Raw genomic sequence first — 17,710 nt, forward strand, 5'->3', positions numbered from 1 at the left:
TCGGTCCTTTCTGGCTGGCGCATTGAATGGGCAATCGCGCCCGTCAATGTACCGGAACACAAGTCGAACCGGGTTGCTTACTGAGTCGAGCATGAAAAAAGACCACGGTTGCATACGCAACCGTGGTCCTGTTCTTGCTGTCGGATTCCGCCTTGGCGGCACTGGGGTGGCCGCGCCGGCAGGCTCAGCCGTTGCGGCGGCGCGGCCGTTGCTAACGCTCAGCTAAACCCAGCCGGCGTGTCGCAGGTGATGCAGATGATCAGAACGTTTCCCAGTCGTTATCGTTGCCGGCGGCGGCCGGCGCTTTGGCGGCAACCGGTGCTTTCGGTGCAGCTGGTGAAGCCGGTGCGGTCGTGGGCGCGGGGGCAGACGCTGCGGTAGACGCCGCGCCCGTGCTCGCCGCAGCCGGCGGGGTGGCGGCCGGCGCGCGGCGCGGGCTCGCCGGGGCGGCCTTGCGCACCACCGCCTTATGGACCGGATTGCGCACTATGTGGACAGCCGGCGCTTTGCTATCGCCTTCAGTGATCTGGAACACCGCGACCGCCGTGCGCAGCTTGCCGGCCTGATCTTCGAGCGACTGAGCCGCAGCGGCCGCCTCTTCCACCAGCGCCGCGTTCTGCTGGGTCACTTCGTCCATCTGCGTGACAGCGCGCGCCACCTGCTCGATCCCGCTGCTCTGCTCCTCGGAGGCTGCGGCGATTTCACCCATGATGTCGGTCACGCGCTGCACGGCGCCGATGATCTCGGTCATCGTGCGACCGGCCTGGTCGACCAGCGCCGAACCGGACTGCACCCGCTCGACCGAGGTATCGATCAGTTCCTTGATTTCCTTGGCTGCAGCCGACGAGCGCTGCGCGAGGCTGCGCACTTCACCCGCCACGACGGCAAAGCCACGGCCTTCCTCGCCCGCGCGCGCCGCTTCGACGGCGGCATTGAGCGCCAGAATGTTGGTCTGGAAGGCGATGCCTTCAATAATCGAAATAATGTCGGCGATCTTGGCGGAGCTCTGGTTGATATCGCCCATCGTGCCGACCACCTGCCCGACCACGGCATTGCCCTTGTTGGCGATCTCCGAGGCGTTTGCCGCCAGCGAGCTGGCCTGGCGGGCGTTGTCGGCGTTCTGCTTCACGGTACCGGTCAACTGGTCCATGCTCGATGCCGTTTCCTGCAGCGCCGACGCCTGTTCTTCGGTGCGCGAGGACAGATCGATGTTGCCGGCGGCAATCTGGCGCGTCGCGGTGGCGATCGACTCGCTGCCGCCGCGCACCGAGCGCACCGTCTCGGTCAAGCTGCGCTGCATCTTGGCGATGCCTTCCAGCAGTTGCCCCATTTCGTCGCGCGAGCCCACCACCACCGGGCGGCGCAGGTCGCCGGCGGCGATCGCATCGAAATGCTCGAGCGCGTCGGCGAGCGGGCGGCCAATCGCGCGGCTCAACGTCAGATACGAAAAGAGCGCCGCCAGCAGGCCGACCACCACCGCGACGATGCTCACGAGGCGGAACGTGCCGAAGCTGTCCTGCGCCGTGTCGAAGCCCTGCTGGGCCTGGGTGAACTGCAGCTTGCGCAGTTCGTCGTCGGCAACCGACAGGTCGTTGTACTTGACTTGCAGGTCCTTCGCGGCATCGGCGATCTTCGACTGATCGGTCCCCGCGACGATCGCGGCAAACCCGTCCATCGCCTGATGCAGCGTTTCACGCTTGGCCGACACCTCCTGCGCCAGGCGGTCCTCTTCCGCGTCACGCGGCAAGTCGTAATACTTTTTCCACCAGGCGTCCGAGTTGGTGCGCATGACGTGGGCGCGTTCCACCGTGGGCGCGACCTCCGGGGTGCCGAACAGGAACGCCGCCCGGTCGAGCGCGAGACGCTCGCGCGCAGCGTATAGCTCGGCGTTGCCGATATCGACTGCACTGGGCATCTGGTTGGTGAACGTTTCGTGATGGGCGTCGTTCGCGCGGCTCATACCGGTGAGCCCGAGAACGCCGATGATCAGCAGCAATGCGGCGAGAAAAGCCATGGTCAGGCCGATCCGTGCCTTGATGGTGATGCCCTTGTTCAGCATGCTTCTTCCTGTGACGTGACGAATGAGAGGGGCGTGTGCGGCGCCAGGTGCGGGTTGATAGCGTCCTGGCCGGCGCCTTCTAGATATGGCGCTCTAATAATCGTTTACGGCAATCAGGCTGCATACTTAAAGCTTTTATATGGTATGACGATTGATCGAGGCCAAGTTTTGTATAAATTACAAAAAGCTTGGAGCCTCGGCGGGAGGTGATCGGCGGGCGCACGAAGGATGGCCCACGGGCACACGTGAGTCTCGGTGCAAGCAGCGCACCGGCTAATGGAACAAGCAGGGAGATGCTAGCGGGCGCCGGCGCGAAGCGTCGCGGCGCAATCAAGCGTTGAGCGCGCGAAGCCTTGATCCAGCGGGCTTTCGCGCGACCCGGCTTAAGCGCTCAATTCAGCGAGCGTGGGGATAGAAGTCTGCGCACCAGCGCGCGTCACGGAGAGCGCCGCGGCGCGTTGGGCAAAGCGGATCGCCGCGTCGACGCTTTCGCCGTGTGCGAGTTGCGCGGCGAGAGCGCCAATGAAGGTATCGCCGGCGGCAGTCGTATCGACGGCGGCCACCTTCTGCGCGGCGTAGAGTTTGGGCTCGGCCCCCTCGAGCGCCGCCAGCACGCCGCGTGCGCCGAGCGTCACCAGCACGTTGCGCGCGCCCGCACGGCGCAATGCGTCAGCCGCCCTGGCGGCATCCTCGGGCGAATCGACCGGCAGACCCGTGAGGGTGGCGGCTTCCAGTTCGTTAGGAATCAGATAGTCGATCAGCTCGAACCAGTCGGCCGGAAGCGGAGCGGTGGCGGGTGCCGGGTTCAGGATCACCGTTTTGCCGAGCCGCCGGGCGCTCGCCAATGCCGCACGCACAGTGGCAGGCGGCGTTTCGAGCTGGCAGACCACCACGTTCGCTGCAGCGAGCGCCGCTTCGTGCCGGGCGATCGTTTCCGGCGTGACTTCCCCGTTGCTGCCCGCAATGATGACGATGGCATTCTGGCTGCTGTCGTCGACCACGATCAGCGCAACCCCGGTCGGGGCCGACGGGCTGGTTTCGAGCGCCGCGCAGTCGATCCCCTCGGTGGCGAGGCCGGCGCGCAATTGGGCGCCGTTCGCATCGGCGCCGACACAGCCGAGCATTGCCACCCGGGCGCCAAGGCGCGCCGCCGCGACCGCCTGATTGCCGCCCTTGCCGCCCGCCACCTGGGCAAACGTGCTGCCGGCGAGCGTCTCGCCCGGCTGCGGCAGGCGCGGCGCCCGCGCCACGAGATCCATGTTCAGGCTACCGACTACCGTTACCCGTCCGTCTGCTGACTGACTTGCCAAGTGTCTTCTCCTTCAAACTGTTATGTATGGACCCACCCGTGGGGCACGCCGCGTGCGCGCCCTGCCGTTCCTGCCTGAGTTTCCAACTGCGCCGCCAAACCAAGGCGCCAAAACTAAGCCGCCAGCCCTTGCCGTGCCGCCCCGGCGCCCGCCCACGTCGTGGTCGACTCGCGCACGATCAGCCGCGGCGCGACCACCCGCCGGCGAGCCGGTGCGCCGGCCGTGCCGGCTGCGGTTCCGGTAATCCGTTCGATCAAGGTCTGCGCCGCCATCTCGCCGAGCGCGCGCACCGACTGCCCGACCGTCGACAAGGCAGGGTAGGTAAAACGTCCGAGTTCGATATCGTCGAAACCGATGATCGAACAGTCGCGCGGCACGTTGATACCGCGTTCCGCAGCGGCGCGCAAGGCGCCGATGCCCATCATGTCGTTGCCCGCGAAGATCGCCGAGGGCATCACGCCATCGAACAACTGGCTCGCGGCCCGATAGCCGCCGGTGCCGGAAAAGTCGCTTTCGACGATCGCGCCCGGCGCAATCTCGATGCCGCGTTCCGCCATGGCGCGGATAAAGCCGTGCACGCGCATCGCGCTGACAGCGGTCGCCACCGGCCCGGTGATGCAGCCGATCTTCACATGACCGAGTTCGAGCAGGTGGCGCGTTGCCAGATAGGCGCCCTTTTCATGATCGATCTGCACCAGATCCGCGTTCAACCCTTCGATGTTGCGGTCGACCACCACCAGCGGCTCGCGCGCATCGGCGAGCGCCTGCGCGAGCACGGCGTCGTCGCCGGCCGAAGCCACGATCAGTCCATCGATACGCTTTTCCTGCAGCACGCGCAGATAGTTGCGCTGCTTGGCAGGATCGTCATCGGAGTTGCAGAAGAACACGCAGTAGCCGTTGCGCGCGCAACCGTCCTCGATGCCGCGCGCCAGTTCCGCGAAGTACGGATTCGTGCTGTTGGGCACCACCAGACCGATCGTCGCGGTCGCGCGCGCCTTCAGCGAGCGGGCGACCGCCGATGGCACGTAGTGGAGTTGCCGGATCGCATGCTCGACTTTTGCGCGCACATCGGCCGACACCGGCCGCGAGTTGTTCACGACGTGCGAAACCGTCGTGAACGACACGCCTGCCACGGCCGCTACATCCTTGATGGTCGCCATAACCTGTTGCTCTCCTGCCTGTTTTTCCCGCCGGCCGGTGCGACGTGCACCGAGCCCAGCGTCTGCATCAATGACAGATCCAACCTGCTACATCTACACCCTGCATGCTGCCCTGGTTCCCTGCGTCACTGCCAGGCCGCGCTGATACGGCCGCTCATGCGACCAGTCAGGCACGCCTGCGCCGGCTCCGGTAGGTATCCAGCACGACCGCCACGACGATGACCGCGCCGGTGATGATCCGTTTGGTCGGCTCGTTGGCGCCGATCTGCGCGAGCCCCGCCGCCAGCACCGAAATGATCAACACACCGAAGAAAGTACTGATGACCGAACCGCGGCCGCCCATCAGGCTGGTGCCGCCGATCACGACCGCCGCGATCACCTGCAGCTCCATGCCGACGCCCGCGTTCGGATCCGCCGCTTCGAGCCGCGAGATCTGGAACAGCGCCGCGAGGCCCGCCAGCGCGCCCATCAAGGCGAACACGATCACCTTGTAGGGGCGCGGATCGACGCCCGCGAGCCGCACCGCCTCCTCGTTCGTGCCGATGCCGACCAGGTAGCGGCCGAACACCGTGCGCGTGAGCACCAGTTGCGCGATCACCATCACCGCCACCGCGATCAGGAAGGCCGGCGAAATGCCGAAGGCGATCGGGTTGGACAGCACGTCGAAGGCGTCGCCGATATAAGCCGTGCGCGAGTTCGTCATCTGGTAGGCGACGCCGCGCGCCGCCTCGAGCACGCCGAGCGAGACGATGAACGACGGAATCCGCCAGCTCACCGTCACGGCGCCCGTCACGGTGCCGGTCAGCGCCGCCGCGGCCATGCCGAGCAGCGCCGCCGGCAACGGCGCCCACTGCCATTTCAGCGCGGCCACGCTCACCACCGAGGCGCCGAGAGCCAGCACCGAGCCAACCGACAGGTCGATGCCGGCGATGATCAGGATGAAGGTCATGCCGACCGACATCACGACCAGGTCGGGAATCTGGTTGGCGATGGTGCTGAACGTGTCGTAGCTCAGAAAGTGCGAGCTGAGCAGCGAAAACAGCACGATCATCGCCAGCAAGGCGCCGGCCAGACCGAGATAATTGGAGAAGCCGAGCCGCGTGCCAACCGGCTTGCCGCTCGCGAGCGGCGCCGACGGGTCGGGCACCGGCGCAGCGTTGGCCCCGCCTGGGGTACCGCCTTGGGGTTGATTCGTCATGAAAGACTCCCTGCCGAATGGGTGTCGTGGGCGTGCAGCAATGTTTCGCGGGCGCGATAGCCGGCAAATGCCGCGGCCAGCAACGCGTCCTGCGACCAGTTATCGCGCTCGAAAATCCCCGTGAGACGCCCTGCCGACATCACGCCGATCCGGTCGCAGATCAGCATCAGTTCGCGCAGGTCGCTCGACACCACGACGAGCGCGCGACCCTCGCGAGCCAGCGCGCCCATCAAGCCATAGATATCGAACTTCGCGCCGACGTCGATGCCGCGCGTAGGTTCGTCGAATAACAGCACACGGCAATCGCGCGCGAGCCAGCGGCCGATCACGACCTTCTGCTGGTTGCCGCCCGATAGCTCGCTGACAATCTGCCCCGGCCCGGAGCTGCGAATCCGCATGGCCTCAATCTGTTTCTGCGCCAGCGCGTTTTCGCGCTTCGCGTCGACCACGCCGTGACGCGCCACGTTGCCGATATTGCCGAGCGAAACGTTGGCCGCGATCGGTTGCGGCAGCAACAGTCCTTCGCCCTTGCGGTCCTCGGTGATGAGCGCAATGCCCTGGCGCACCGCGTCGGCCGGCGAACCGATCTGCACCGGCGTGGGCGCGGCGCCTGGCGTGGCGGCGAGCAATACCGTGCCGCTGTCCTTCTGGTCGGCGCCGAAGATGAGCCGCATCAGTTCGGTGCGGCCCGCGCCGATCAGGCCGCTGACGCCGAAGATCTCGCCGGCGCGCACCTCGAACGAGACGTCGTTCACGACCTTGCCACGCGTGAGACCCTCGACCTTCAGGAGCGGCGCGCCGATGTTGCGCACGCCCAGATCGATCCGCTCGCCGAGCTCGCGCCCAACCATCAGCGTGACGATCTGGTCGCTGGTCAAGGCGTTCATTGCTTCGACCTTCACCAACCGGCCGTCGCGCAACACCGCGACGCGCTCGGCCACTCTCGCCAGCTCTTCGAGGCGGTGCGAGATATAGACCAGCGCGACACCGCGCGACTTGAGGCGCTCGATCTGCTCGAACAGCAGGTCGACTTCGCGCGCAGTCAGCATCGCGGTCGGCTCGTCGAGAATCAGCACGCGGCAATCGCCGATCAGGTTGCGCGCGATCTCGACCATCTGCTGATGGCCGATGCCGAGCTCGCCGACCAGCGTGTCCGGGTGGATCGCTTCAAGCCCGACCTGCGCCATCGCCGCCCGGGCGTCCTCGCGCAGCTGGCGCCGGTCGATCCAGCCGAAGCGCAGCGGACCGGCCTGCGGCAAACGGTTCAGGAACAGGTTCTCCGCCACCGACAAGGTCGGTAGCAGATTCAGTTCCTGCATCACCATGCGCACGCCGAGCGCTTCCGCTTCGCTGCGGCTCGCGGGCGCGTATGGCGCGTCGGCCAGACGCATCGAGCCGGTGGTCGGCTCGACCAGTCCGCCGATGATCTTCGACAGGGTGCTCTTACCTGCGCCGTTTTCACCCGTGAGCGCCAGCACCTCGCCAGGAAACAGCGAGAGCGCGACATCAGCGAGTACGGGTTCGGCATACGTCTTGCCAATCCCCGTCACGGACAGTACGGCGGGCAGTGCGTGGTGGGCGGTCAATTCCATCGCGATCCTGGTTCCGGGGCCGCCTCGCGCGGGCTTCAGACGGACGGCAGCCGACTGGAGCCCGGGTCGGGCAACCACGTGTCATGCCGGCTCAAGGCAGGTTCTGCGCTGGGTTTTCCAACGCACCCCGTCCCGCCGCGTCCGCCGACATGACGCTTATCTTTGGATTAACGGCGGCGGGACAGCTTTCTTGAGCGTTTATTGAATTGAAGCGGGCCGGTGCGCCGCGCTCGCGCCAAACGGCTACGCGAGCGCGGCGACCGCCTGGCAGCGGCGGGCTGGACTTACTTCGTCACCAGATCGACCGGCGTCTCGACCACGCCGGACAATTCGGATTGCTTCTTGTGCTCGTTCAAGGCCTTGAGCGCCGTATCGATACCGAACACGGCCTGCTTCGCCGCGTACTGATTGGCGGTAGCGAGCACGCGGCCGTCCTTCAACATCGGCTTGATGGCGTCGATGTCGTCATAGCCGACCACATAGACCTTGCCTTGCTTGCCGGCGGCGCGCACGGCCGAGACTGCGCCGATCGCCATGTTGTCGTTACCGCACAGCAGCGCCTTGATGTTCGGGTATTCATTGAGCATGGACGAGGCAATGGCGTTGCCCTTGTCGATTTCCCACTCACCCGACTGTACCGTGTCGATCTTCGCGCCAACCTTCTGCATGGCCGCCTTGAAGCCCGCGGTCCGCTGTTGCGCGTTGGTGGTCGTCGACACACCCTCGACAATCGCGACCTCGTCGCCCGCCTTCAGCTTCTTGCCCAGGTAGTCGCCCACCTTCTCCGCACCTTTGGCGTTGTCGGGACCGACGAACGGCACGTTCAGGTCCTTCGACTTGAGCACGTCCGGGTCGAGCGGGTTATCGATGTTCACCACGATGATGCCGGCATCGACCGCCTTCTTGACCACCGGCACCAGCGCCTTCGAATCGGCCGGCGCCAGCACGATCGCATCGACCTTCGAGACGATCATCTGCTCGACGATCTGGATCTGCGCAGCCGTATCGGTCTCGTTCTTGATGCCGTTGGTGATCAGGTCGAACTGGCCGGGGTTGTGTTTCTGATAATCCTTCGCGCCGTTTTCCATGGTGAGGAAGAACTCATTGGCGAGGGACTTCATGACAAGCGCCACTTTCGGCTTCTTGGCAGCCTGGGCATGGGCGGTGGAAAACGGCAGGGCAACAGAAGCGGTGAGTACGACGGCGGCCGCCAGAACGCGACGGCGAATGCGGTGGTCCATGCAAATCTCCAGGTTTATGGGCTCGGGATGAGCCGTGTTTTTGACTTCGCGCAAACGTTTGCGAGGCTCATTCTCAGCGTAGCCTGTTCACACTGTCAACGCTTTGCAGTGTTGCACTGCACAGGCGCCGCGCCCCTTATGCATCCGCAATGCGGGCGTGATGGCCCGCATTTGGCATACCTCAAGAGCTTGTGTTGGCATGAGTCTCCCGCTTGATCCGCGCTTGCTGGTTTCCCGCTGCCTGCAAGCTTTGCGTGCAGCGGGCCGCCTATCCTGGACTTATATTGCGTACGATGCAAGGGGAAGCGATGTGGCGCAGCGCGCGCGTGGGCGGCTAGAGCCAGCCAGCCTTGCGAAAGCGCCACCACAAGAAAATGTCGACCGACAGCATCACGGCCAGGCAGATTGGATAACCGTACTTGTAATGCAGCTCGGGGATGGCCTCGAAGTTCATGCCGTAGATGCCGGCGATCATCGTCGGCACCGCGAACAGCGCGGCAAACGAGCCGAGGCGCTTGGTCACCTCGCTCTCGGCGAGCGAGATCATGCCGAGGTCGACCTGGATCGCCGTGACGATCATTTCGCGGCGGCCGTCGATGGTGCGCACGATGCGTTCCAGATGGTCGTAGATATCGCGGAAGTAGGCCTCCATGCCTGAACACACCTGCGGCACGCGGCCGCCGCTCAGCTTGCTGATCGCTTCCTGGAGCGGCGCCACATGATGCTGCAGGCTGACGAGGCGGCGCTTGAGCGAATACAGATCCGCGATGATCGCCCGCGATGCGCTGACGTTGTTCTTGTCGAAGATGCGGTCTTCGACGGCCTCGATTTCGGCGCCGAGCGCCTCGAGAATCGGGAAGTAGCGATCGACGATATCGTCGGCGAGCGCATACAGCACGAAGCCGGAACCTTCCTTGAGCAGCTTCGGCTCGCGCTCGCAGCGCGCGCGGACATCGCTAAAGCCAAAGCGGGTGCGATGTCGCACCGACAGCACGTAGTTCGAGCCGACGAAGACGTCGACTTCGCCGATCAACAGTTCGTGGTCGTCGTCCATCTCGACCGTGTGCATCACTGCGAACACCGACTCGCCGTACTCCTCGATCTTCGGCCGCTCGTGGCCCCGCAAGGCGTCTTCGACCGCCAGTTCATGCAGGTTGAATTCCTCTTTCATGACGGCCAGTTCTTCTGGGCTCGGGTCTTTGAGCGCGACCCAGACGAAGCACTCGGGCCGAGCCACGTACTCGCTGATGTCTTCGATCGGGATATCGGCGAGCTTGCGGCCGTCCTGGTAGGCCGCGCAATTGATCAGCATGATGTGGATTACCTTGAAAACGGCGGCAGGCTGTGACGCCACGATGGCGTCACTACGGCGCGTGCCTCGGCACGGCTCAGCCTGCGCGTTTGAACTTATGACAGCCGCCATGTTAGCGGCTTTGCCTGGCGGAGATGTTCGCGAATTGTCATCGCGGTGCGGCGCGCGCCGTGATTTCGCGGTTACTGCGCGACGCGGTGCAGTTCGATCCGGTGGTCCGCGTTGAAGGTGACCGACGCGCGATTGCTGTAACGGGTGTCGGGCGTCACGATGAAATGCATTTCGACGACGGGGTCGAACTGGGTCGAGACGCCGATCCGGTGCGAGCCAGGGGACAGGTAGAAGACGACGTGCTCGCCGTTCAACAGGTCGGTGACCTGCTCGCCGTCCACGTAGACGAGCGCATCGCGAAAACGCACGATCAGGTCGCGCGAACGCTCGCGCCGCACGTCGACCGCGACGAGTCCCGCGGCGGGGTCTGCGTAGCCGGGCTTGAGGATGCGCGTAGCGGGCACGGGTTTGAAGGCCACCGGGTCGGCTGGCTCGGAGGCGCACGCGGCTAGCAAGGCGAGCACAACGGCAAACACTGCGGTTTTCCAGGCGACCTGCAGGTGTTTCGACATGGTGCGTCTCCCCTTTTTGTTGCTGTGATGTGCGATGGATGCTGCGGGTCTGCAGTAGTGGCGTTAGTCGAACGGGTTCAATACGCGCACTCCAGTACCCATAAAGTCCTTGACGTTGCGCGTGACCACCATCAGGTTACGGGTAAGCGCCGTCGCGGCGATTAGCTTGTCCATTGGGTGTTCTGCTCGCGGGACGCGCAACCTGCCCCATACCTGTGCCGCGTCCTCACCGATTGCAAGGATGCGGTCGGCGAACATCTCCAGTACCGAATTTGTCCACGCTTCGAGCAACATCGCCTGCGGCGCGTCGCCTCGATATTGCACCACCTCAACGCCCCGTCGTAGTTCTCCTACAGTAATCACCGAAAGATACAGAGTGTGACCCTCGCCGGTCGCGCGTTGGAAAAATCGCCGTACGCCCGGCTTGGCGCGCCCCCATCGCCTGATCTCGCTGATGACGTTGGTATCAATCAAATACAACTGGCGCCTCACCCGTATCGTCTATCCGCTCGAAATCAGCGTCTTCGCCGACATCGGGCATGCTCATGAGCAACTTGATGAACTGGCGGTTTTCCAGTCGTTGCAGCGCATCCTCAAGGATCGCCAGGTGCTCGGCTCCGGCACTGCGGCCGTTTACCGCCGCCTCGCGCTCCAACGCCTTAACCAACCGTTCGTCTACGCCTCTTGCCAAGAGATCTGCCATATAGCCTCCCATTCACACATCGCCACCCATGATAACAACGTGCCGGCAATCCGCCACCCTGGCCAAACGGCCAGCCCCGCTCCCACTTGCGCGCAACCCGCTTCTTGTTCATGATCGTGCCGTATAGGCGGCACGCCGCTCGCCGCCCGAATGAACGCCCCTCACCTTCCTGTATGTTTGCTTCGTTTTAACCAGGGGCAGCTGTGCCGCATGGTCATGCGTCACGCATCGAGCGCGCAGGATTTCGCTCAAGGAGACTGCCATGTGGTATTTCAGCTGGATTCTCGGTATCGGCGTGGCGCTGGGTTTTGGGATCATCAACGTGATGTGGCTCGAGGCCAGCGGCAAGTTCACCCGTGACGCGGCGCCCGGCGAACCCCGTGCCAGCACCACCAGCACCACCACCAACTCCGCGGGCACCGCCAGCCCGGCCGGCTCGACGAAGGACTAGCCTTAGTGACGTACCTGGTTTTTATCTGCGGACACGCCGGCACCGGCAAAACAACACTTGCCAAACGCCTGATCGGCCCCTTGATGACCGCGACCGGCGGCGCCTTCTGCCTGCTCGACAAAGACACGCTGTACGGCGGCTACAGTTCCGCCGCCATGGGCCTGCTCACCAACGACCCCAACGACCGCGACAGCCCGCTCTTCCTGCAGCATCTGCGCGACCCCGAATACCGCGGCCTGATCGACACTGCGCGCGACAATCTCGAACTCGGCGTGAGTGCGCTGGTGGTCGCACCGCTCTCGCGTGAAGTGCGCGAACGCAAACTGTTCGATCGGGCATGGCTGGGGGTGGGTGACGACGTTACGATTCGCGTCGTCTGGGTACACACGTCGGAAGAGACCGCGCGCCAACGGATCCTCGAACGCGGCGATCCGAACGACGCCTATAAGCTTGCCCACTGGGACGAATACCGGCAACGCCGCTTCGTACCGGAAGGCGACAGTTGCATTGACCTGCTGATGTTCGACAATACCGCGGCGGGCGCGGCCAATGACCATGTGCTGCTGGCGCAGATTGTGGGCCAAGCACCCTTCACGCACTGACGATGCGCTGAAATCGCGCGCTAAAAAAAAGCGCCCCCGGTGACTTTGGGGGCGCCCGAGCGGCCCTCTACGGGGCCGTTCCATTCTGCTTGCTGCTTACCTCACCGCTCACGGCCCTCGGATTGGCCTATGACCGTCATTCGTCTTAAACCGTCGCCATCGTGTCGAGCGACTGGCCTTCGTACAGTTGACCGAAACGATTCGCCAGGAAATCGCGCAGCGAAACCTGCTCCTGACGCACGAACCCGCTTTGCGGCAGCTTCTTCTCGCGGAACAGATCGAGCACGGCGCACATCGCGCCTGCCGTGGTGATCTGGATCGCGCTCATCGGCACGCCACAGACCGTCTTCGCGAAGATCTTGCGCGTGAACACTTCTTCGACCAGTTGACCGTTGCGCGTGCCCGTCACCGTGATGAAGACCAGCACGACGTCTTGTGCGGTCGACGGCACCGAACGGCGCATGATCGACTTCAGCGTGTCGCGGTCGGTGGCAAGGCGCAGATCTTCGAGCAGGAACTTCATCAGTTCGCGATGGCCCGGGTAACGTACCGACTTGTAGTCGAGCGTTTCGACGCGGCCCGCCAGGGTTTCGCACAAGGTGCCGAGACCGCCGGAGGTGTTGAAGGCTTCATACTCGGTGCCGTCCAGCGAGAAATGCTCGAGGCCTTCGAGCGGCTGCACCCATTGCGTGCGGCTGTCGCGGATCGCTTCGCACGGCTGGCAGTATTCGTTGATCAGGCCGTCGACGCTCCACGTCAGGTTGTACTTCAGCGCATTGGTCGGGAATTCCGGCAGCGCGCCCACGCGCATCTTGACGTCGCGGATTTCCGTGAAGCGGTTCGCCAGTTCGTGCGCGGCGATGCCGATAAAGCCCGGCGCGAGACCGCACTGCGGCATGAAGGCGTGGTCGGATTCGTCGGCAATCGCGCGAATCGCGGTGGTGGCGCGCACGTCTTCGGTCAGGTCGAAGTAATGGACGCCGGCGCCCTTGGCAGCGGTCGCGACGTTCACAGCGAGGTAGTACGGCAGCGCGTTGATCAGCGCGTCGAAGCCTTGTACGGCTGCGCGAAGCGCGGCGGCGTCGGCCGAATCGACGCGGCGGGTCGGAATGCCCTGCTCGGCCAGCTTGTCGAGCGCCTGCTGATCGCGGTCGAACGCGACGACTTCGTAGTCGCCGGTTTCACGCAGCATATGGGCAATGGTGTGACCGATCAAACCTGCGCCAACGATGGCAACTTTCATGCGCTTCTCCTTGTTCTATGTATGCTGTCTCCAGCTTCGAAAGTGCGCTGCGCTTGGCGCTGCGCCCGGCGGGCTGAACCCTTGCGACACAGTTTAGGGAGAAGCGAAAACAGTTTATAGACGCAAAGTGCTGCGCTATGACCATGAAGTTCGACGATATGACGAGCAGATACGTCGATTTGACCAAATTACGTAAATGCGGCGTAAACGCACGCCCGCAAGGCTCGCCGCTCCATCACCCGCCAATCATTCCCCGATCGATCTTGCGGGCCAAAATGATCGATGTGGTCGTACGCTCGACACCCTCCAGCGCGCCGATCTGGTCGAGCAGATCGTTGAGCCGATCCGGGGAATCCGCGCGCAGCCACGCGACGTAATCGAACTCGCCGCTCACCGCGCACAGCAACTGCACCTCGGGCATCTTGCCCAAACGCTTTTGCACGTCCAGACCATGCCGCGGCGCGATGATGATGCCGACATACGCGTAGATGCTCGCATCGAGCACATCCTGGCCGAGCCGCACGCTATAGCCCGCAATCACATTGGTGCGTTCGAGCCGCGCGATGCGCGCGATCACGGTGGTACGCGCCACGCCGAGCTGGCGCGCGAGGTCCGCCACGCTTTCGCGTGCATTGGCCTGCAGCAGCGCAACGAGGTTACGGTCGAGGTCGTCGAGTTGGTCGAGGCGCGGTGGTCTCATCGATGGCAATCTGTTTTAAAAGTGTTGAGTAGCGGATTATCGCCGGTCACGCGCCGAGGTGTTCCATCACAAAGTCGATAAAGCTCGTCAGCTTCGGGGTCGCACGCCGGTCACGCGGATAGATCAGATGCACGGGCGAGCCCAGCGGCAAGAAATCATCGAGCACCGGCACCAGTTCGCCGCTGGCAATCTCTTTAGCGAGCAGCGCCTCCGGCTGCAACACCAGGCCGAAGCCACGCAACGCGGCCACCTTGAGCGCCTGGCCATTGTTGGCGCGAAACCGTCCCGCCCGCAACGGACTCTCGCCGTCCGGTTCGCCATTGAGCCGCCAGAGCCCTTCGCGGCCCCAGTGCAGAAAGCCGAGACACTCGTGCTGCGCCAGATCGGCCGGGGTGCGCGGCATGCCGGCCCGCGCGAGATACTCGGGCGAGGCGCACGCCCGCATCCGGTAAGGCTTGAGCGGTCGCGCAACGAAGCTCGAATCCGGCAGCCGGCCGATCCGCACGGCAGCGTCGAAGCTCTCTTCAACCAGGTCGATCACGCGGTTCGACAAATCGAGTTCGAGACTCACGTCCGGCCATGCCGTGAGGTAGCCGGTCATCGCCGGCGCGAATACTTCGACGCCGAAGGTAAGCGGCACCGTCACCTTGAGCACGCCGCGCGGCGTCGCGGTCATCGCTTCGGCGAGGGACTCGGCCGCTTTCACATCGGCGAGAATCCGCCGGCACTGCTCGTAGTACTGACGACCGATCTCGGTCAGACTTTGACGGCGCGTCGTGCGCGTCAGAAGCCGGGTGGCAAGGCGCGTCTCCAGCGAACGGATATGCTTGCCGACCATGGCCGACGAAATATCGAAGCGCTCGGCCGCCGCCGTCAGGCTGCCCGCCTCGACCACAGCCACAAAGATTTCCATGCTGACGAGTTTATCCACCCGCTGTTTCCTGTTCGTTTCGGTTGTAAGCGTTTGTCGCAACTTAGACGCATTGTAGGGATATCGTGTTACTAATAGCGAGCTTGGCAAAGCGGGCATTCCGACCGGCTCACTAGCAGCGGGCCGTCTGCCTGACCCGCGCCTTGTCCGCACGCTGTTTCCGAATACGAACGAACATCAGGAGTTTCGATGAAAAAAGCACTGGTAATCCTGGCCTCCGCGCTCGCCATGAGCGGCGCCTTCGCACAGACCGCCGCACCGGCCTCGGCGCCCGCCGCAGCCTCCGCACCGGCGGCCAAGCACGAGCGCAACGTTGAAGACCGCATCGCGTACCTGCACTCGCAGCTCAAGATCACGCCAGCGCAGGAACCGCAGTGGAGCACCTTTGCCGACGTGATGCGCAGCAACGGCGAGACCATGGGCGACCTGTACAAGCAACGCCAGGCGGCCACCAGCCAGTCCGCGCTCGACGACATGAAGCAATATGCGACGATCGCCCAGGCGCACGCCGACGGCATGAAGAAGCTGGTCGACGCGTTCGAGCCGCTGTACAACAGCCTCTCGCCGGATCAGAAGAAGCTGGCCGACGAGACGTTCCGTCAGCACCCGCACGCCGGCGGCAAGAAGCACGGCAAGGCGCCGCAGTAAGGGTGTGACGCGGGGTTGACCCGAACGCGTAACATAACGCCTGCCCTCACCGGCAGGCGTTGTGCTTTATGCTTCTGGCATCATTCGGATCCCAGCGTTTCACCTTACCGGCAATCTGCTTCATGATCGAACTCAAGAATCTGGACCTGCGCTCCGACGCAGCCGCACAACGCGTCGTCAAGGACGAAACCGTCAGCGTCGAATTTGCCGCGGCTGGCGGCGAACTGATGAGCCTCGAGGGCCCGAACCGTTACGTGCCCGGCGACGCGCTGATCACCGGCTCGACAGGCGAGCGCTGGGTAGTATCGCGCGATCGCTTCGATGCGAAATACATCCCTGCTGCTGCGGAACTCGGCCACGGCGAGCCGGGTGCGTACCGCAACCGTCCGGCGGTTCTGCTGGCGCGGCAAATGAACGAGCCATTCTCGCTGGCGCGCTCGGCGGCCGGCGGCGACGTGCTGCACGGCACGGCGGGCGACTGGGTCATGCAATACGCGCCGGGCGACTATGGCGTCGTGCAGGCGGCGCGCTTTGCCAAGGTGTACCGACGCGCGGACTAAGCAAGCCGCCTCACTATCACGCGAACTGCTCGTCCAGTTCGATCGTCACCTCGCGCGGCACTGCCTCGCCGTTCGCATACTGCTCTTCGAGCGAGCCGATGGTCGCTTCGGCATACGCCCGCAGCACCGCAAAGCTGCGCCCACGATGCCGCGGCGGCAACGCCCGGTAGCGTGCCCACACGGCGGGCGAGCCCACCACACTCACCGTAATCCGGCGCGCCGCCGCGCCGAAGCGCATCGCGACCCAGTGGACCGCGAGGGTCGGCGTGCCGTCCTCGGCGGGACGTTCGATGAATTGCGTCTGTTCGGGGAACAGGTCGCTGATGACCCGCGCCAGCTCTTCCACATCGGGGCTCGCGCAGTCGTATTGGTAGGCTTCCATTTTTACAGGCCGAAGGTTGGAAAAAACACCACCGCGCGCTTAGGCGCTGCGGGTTGTGGGCCGGAACAGCTTGACGAGCAAGGCAGCGACGATCACCGCCAGCACAGCATACAGGCCATCCACCGCGAAGAGCGGCAGCACCCTGGCCTGAAACAGCGCTGCGGGCACGTCGACGAGCGCGTGCGCGACGATGGCGAGCGGCAGGATCCCGCGCCAGCCGGCTCGCACACCGCGCCACATGAGCACGGACAAGCCGATCTGGAACACCAGCGCCGCCGCCCGTTCGAGCAGGAAAATCCCTGCCGTCTGCGGCGAGAGGCTGCTAAGGATCAGATGGATACGCATCAGCGAATCGACTGGTACATTGCCCAGATAGGTATCGAGCTCGCCACGGTTTTCCACCACTGCGAACACGATCCACTGGATCTGCACCAGCACGCCCACAATCCACGCCTCAGCGCCGCCATGGCCGATGCCGTAGCCGAGTGCCGTGCTATCGCCAGTCGAGGGCGGCGCTGCTTGCTTCCTGCGCATAGCCACGCGCGCCTCCAGTGAAGGCCGCGCGGTCGCCTCAGCGGTGTCGGTGACGGCGCCGTCCGTCACCGTGTTCGCGAGCGGCGCATCCGGCGTCGTAGCCGTCGTAGCTGTCGCAGCCACGGCCCGCCGCCACATCAACTTCATGGCGATGAAGCGCCCCACCTCCTCGCAGACACCCGCCGCCAGCGCGCCATAGATTACGAACGCGAGCGGATTCGAGAGCCATGCTGCAGTGGTTTCGTTCTGATGCAGGACGTAGCCGTTCAAGGCGCGCTCGATCACCATGGCGAACAGCGCGAACACAGCCACGCCGGCAATCGCATCGCGGGCATTCAGCCCGAGCGGACGGCGCAGGCGCCGGTAGAGGACAATCGGTAATAAGGCGACGAAGAGCGTCGCGAGCGCGAGACAGGTAAGCGTGAGCGGTGCAACAACCATGGGTTTCCTTGCGATGACCG

19 protein-coding genes are annotated in these 17,710 nt (G+C 64.4%); 4 read left to right on the forward strand and 15 right to left on the reverse strand.

Features of this window, described 5'->3' with window-relative positions; all coding sequences use genetic code 11:
* Nucleotides 1-259: 259 nt before the first annotated feature.
* The 10 genes from BLQ92_RS20880 to BLQ92_RS20925 all read right to left on the reverse strand — a co-directional run bounded on the left by BLQ92_RS20880 (nucleotide 260) and on the right by BLQ92_RS20925 (nucleotide 11,198).
* Nucleotides 260-2,059, reverse strand: coding sequence for a methyl-accepting chemotaxis protein (locus BLQ92_RS20880; RefSeq protein WP_090686434.1), 1,800 nt, complete (start codon nucleotides 2,057-2,059; stop codon nucleotides 260-262).
* Nucleotides 2,060-2,442: 383 nt separating this feature from the next.
* Nucleotides 2,443-3,369, reverse strand: a complete 927-nt coding sequence (gene rbsK, locus BLQ92_RS20885; protein ID WP_090686435.1) for a ribokinase — start codon at nucleotides 3,367-3,369, stop codon at nucleotides 2,443-2,445.
* 113 nt (nucleotides 3,370-3,482) lie between these two features.
* Nucleotides 3,483-4,529, reverse strand: coding sequence for a LacI family DNA-binding transcriptional regulator (locus BLQ92_RS20890; protein WP_090686436.1), 1,047 nt, complete (start codon nucleotides 4,527-4,529; stop codon nucleotides 3,483-3,485).
* Nucleotides 4,530-4,695: 166 nt separating this feature from the next.
* The gene (locus BLQ92_RS20895; protein WP_090686437.1) at nucleotides 4,696-5,727 is read right to left on the reverse strand and encodes an ABC transporter permease; all 1,032 of its coding nucleotides are present in this window, start codon (nucleotides 5,725-5,727) and stop codon (nucleotides 4,696-4,698) included.
* Nucleotides 5,724-7,319 (reverse strand): sugar ABC transporter ATP-binding protein, encoded by a 1,596-nt coding sequence (locus BLQ92_RS20900; protein WP_090686438.1) that lies wholly within the window; start codon nucleotides 7,317-7,319, stop codon nucleotides 5,724-5,726. Before BLQ92_RS20900 ends, BLQ92_RS20895 begins: the two co-directional genes overlap by 4 nt.
* A gap of 284 nt (nucleotides 7,320-7,603) precedes the next feature.
* The gene (locus tag BLQ92_RS20905) at nucleotides 7,604-8,560 is read right to left on the reverse strand and encodes a sugar ABC transporter substrate-binding protein (RefSeq protein ID WP_090686439.1); all 957 of its coding nucleotides are present in this window, start codon (nucleotides 8,558-8,560) and stop codon (nucleotides 7,604-7,606) included.
* Nucleotides 8,561-8,894: 334 nt separating this feature from the next.
* The gene (gene corA, locus BLQ92_RS20910) at nucleotides 8,895-9,872 is read right to left on the reverse strand and encodes a magnesium/cobalt transporter CorA (RefSeq protein ID WP_090686440.1); all 978 of its coding nucleotides are present in this window, start codon (nucleotides 9,870-9,872) and stop codon (nucleotides 8,895-8,897) included.
* 182 nt (nucleotides 9,873-10,054) lie between these two features.
* Nucleotides 10,055-10,495, reverse strand: coding sequence for a DUF2846 domain-containing protein (locus BLQ92_RS20915; protein WP_244106144.1), 441 nt, complete (start codon nucleotides 10,493-10,495; stop codon nucleotides 10,055-10,057).
* Between the two features lie 63 nt (nucleotides 10,496-10,558).
* Nucleotides 10,559-10,975, reverse strand: a complete 417-nt coding sequence (locus tag BLQ92_RS20920) for a type II toxin-antitoxin system VapC family toxin (RefSeq protein WP_090686441.1) — start codon at nucleotides 10,973-10,975, stop codon at nucleotides 10,559-10,561.
* Complete coding sequence (locus tag BLQ92_RS20925) at nucleotides 10,962-11,198, reverse strand: FitA-like ribbon-helix-helix domain-containing protein (protein ID WP_090686560.1); 237 nt, start codon at nucleotides 11,196-11,198, stop codon at nucleotides 10,962-10,964. Before BLQ92_RS20925 ends, BLQ92_RS20920 begins: the two co-directional genes overlap by 14 nt.
* A 262-nt stretch (nucleotides 11,199-11,460) precedes the next feature.
* Here BLQ92_RS20925 and cydX point away from each other — a divergent pair, with 262 nt between their 5' ends.
* The gene (gene cydX, locus BLQ92_RS40725) at nucleotides 11,461-11,649 is read left to right on the forward strand and encodes a cytochrome bd-I oxidase subunit CydX (protein ID WP_244259648.1); all 189 of its coding nucleotides are present in this window, start codon (nucleotides 11,461-11,463) and stop codon (nucleotides 11,647-11,649) included.
* A gap of 5 nt (nucleotides 11,650-11,654) precedes the next feature.
* On the forward strand, nucleotides 11,655-12,251 hold the full coding sequence (locus BLQ92_RS20935; RefSeq protein ID WP_090686442.1) for a P-loop nucleotide/nucleoside kinase family protein: 597 nt from the start codon (nucleotides 11,655-11,657) through the stop codon (nucleotides 12,249-12,251).
* 145 nt (nucleotides 12,252-12,396) lie between these two features.
* Here the strand turns inward: BLQ92_RS20935 and BLQ92_RS20940 are convergent, their stop codons facing one another.
* From BLQ92_RS20940 to BLQ92_RS20950, 3 genes are all read right to left on the reverse strand, one after another.
* Nucleotides 12,397-13,494: a saccharopine dehydrogenase family protein gene (locus BLQ92_RS20940; protein ID WP_090686443.1), complete on the reverse strand. Its 1,098-nt coding sequence runs from the start codon at nucleotides 13,492-13,494 to the stop codon at nucleotides 12,397-12,399.
* Nucleotides 13,495-13,729: 235 nt separating this feature from the next.
* A complete protein-coding gene (locus BLQ92_RS20945) occupies nucleotides 13,730-14,194 on the reverse strand; it encodes an Lrp/AsnC family transcriptional regulator (RefSeq protein ID WP_090686444.1) in 465 nt (154 codons plus the stop codon).
* A 46-nt stretch (nucleotides 14,195-14,240) separates the two neighbouring features.
* Nucleotides 14,241-15,125, reverse strand: coding sequence for a LysR substrate-binding domain-containing protein (locus BLQ92_RS20950; RefSeq protein WP_090686445.1), 885 nt, complete (start codon nucleotides 15,123-15,125; stop codon nucleotides 14,241-14,243).
* Nucleotides 15,126-15,314: 189 nt separating this feature from the next.
* On the opposite strand from BLQ92_RS20950, the gene BLQ92_RS20955 reads away from it, so the two are divergent.
* Nucleotides 15,315-15,773 carry a Spy/CpxP family protein refolding chaperone gene (locus BLQ92_RS20955; RefSeq protein ID WP_090686446.1) on the forward strand — a complete coding sequence of 153 codons (459 nt, stop codon included), beginning with the start codon at nucleotides 15,315-15,317 and terminating at the stop codon, nucleotides 15,771-15,773.
* A gap of 122 nt (nucleotides 15,774-15,895) precedes the next feature.
* Nucleotides 15,896-16,333 carry a PGDYG domain-containing protein gene (locus tag BLQ92_RS20960; RefSeq protein WP_090686561.1) on the forward strand — a complete coding sequence of 146 codons (438 nt, stop codon included), beginning with the start codon at nucleotides 15,896-15,898 and terminating at the stop codon, nucleotides 16,331-16,333.
* A 16-nt stretch (nucleotides 16,334-16,349) separates the two neighbouring features.
* Here the strand turns inward: BLQ92_RS20960 and BLQ92_RS20965 are convergent, their stop codons facing one another.
* Together BLQ92_RS20965 and BLQ92_RS20970 are read right to left on the reverse strand one after the other, a co-directional pair.
* Entirely contained in the window at nucleotides 16,350-16,715 is a 366-nt protein-coding gene (locus tag BLQ92_RS20965; RefSeq protein WP_090686447.1) for a DUF3022 domain-containing protein, read from the reverse strand.
* A gap of 39 nt (nucleotides 16,716-16,754) precedes the next feature.
* Nucleotides 16,755-17,690 (reverse strand): YhfC family intramembrane metalloprotease, encoded by a 936-nt coding sequence (locus BLQ92_RS20970; RefSeq protein WP_090686448.1) that lies wholly within the window; start codon nucleotides 17,688-17,690, stop codon nucleotides 16,755-16,757.
* Nucleotides 17,691-17,710 lie beyond the last annotated feature (20 nt).

The organism is Paraburkholderia phenazinium (genome assembly GCF_900100735.1).
Taxonomy (GTDB): domain Bacteria; phylum Pseudomonadota; class Gammaproteobacteria; order Burkholderiales; family Burkholderiaceae; genus Paraburkholderia; species Paraburkholderia phenazinia.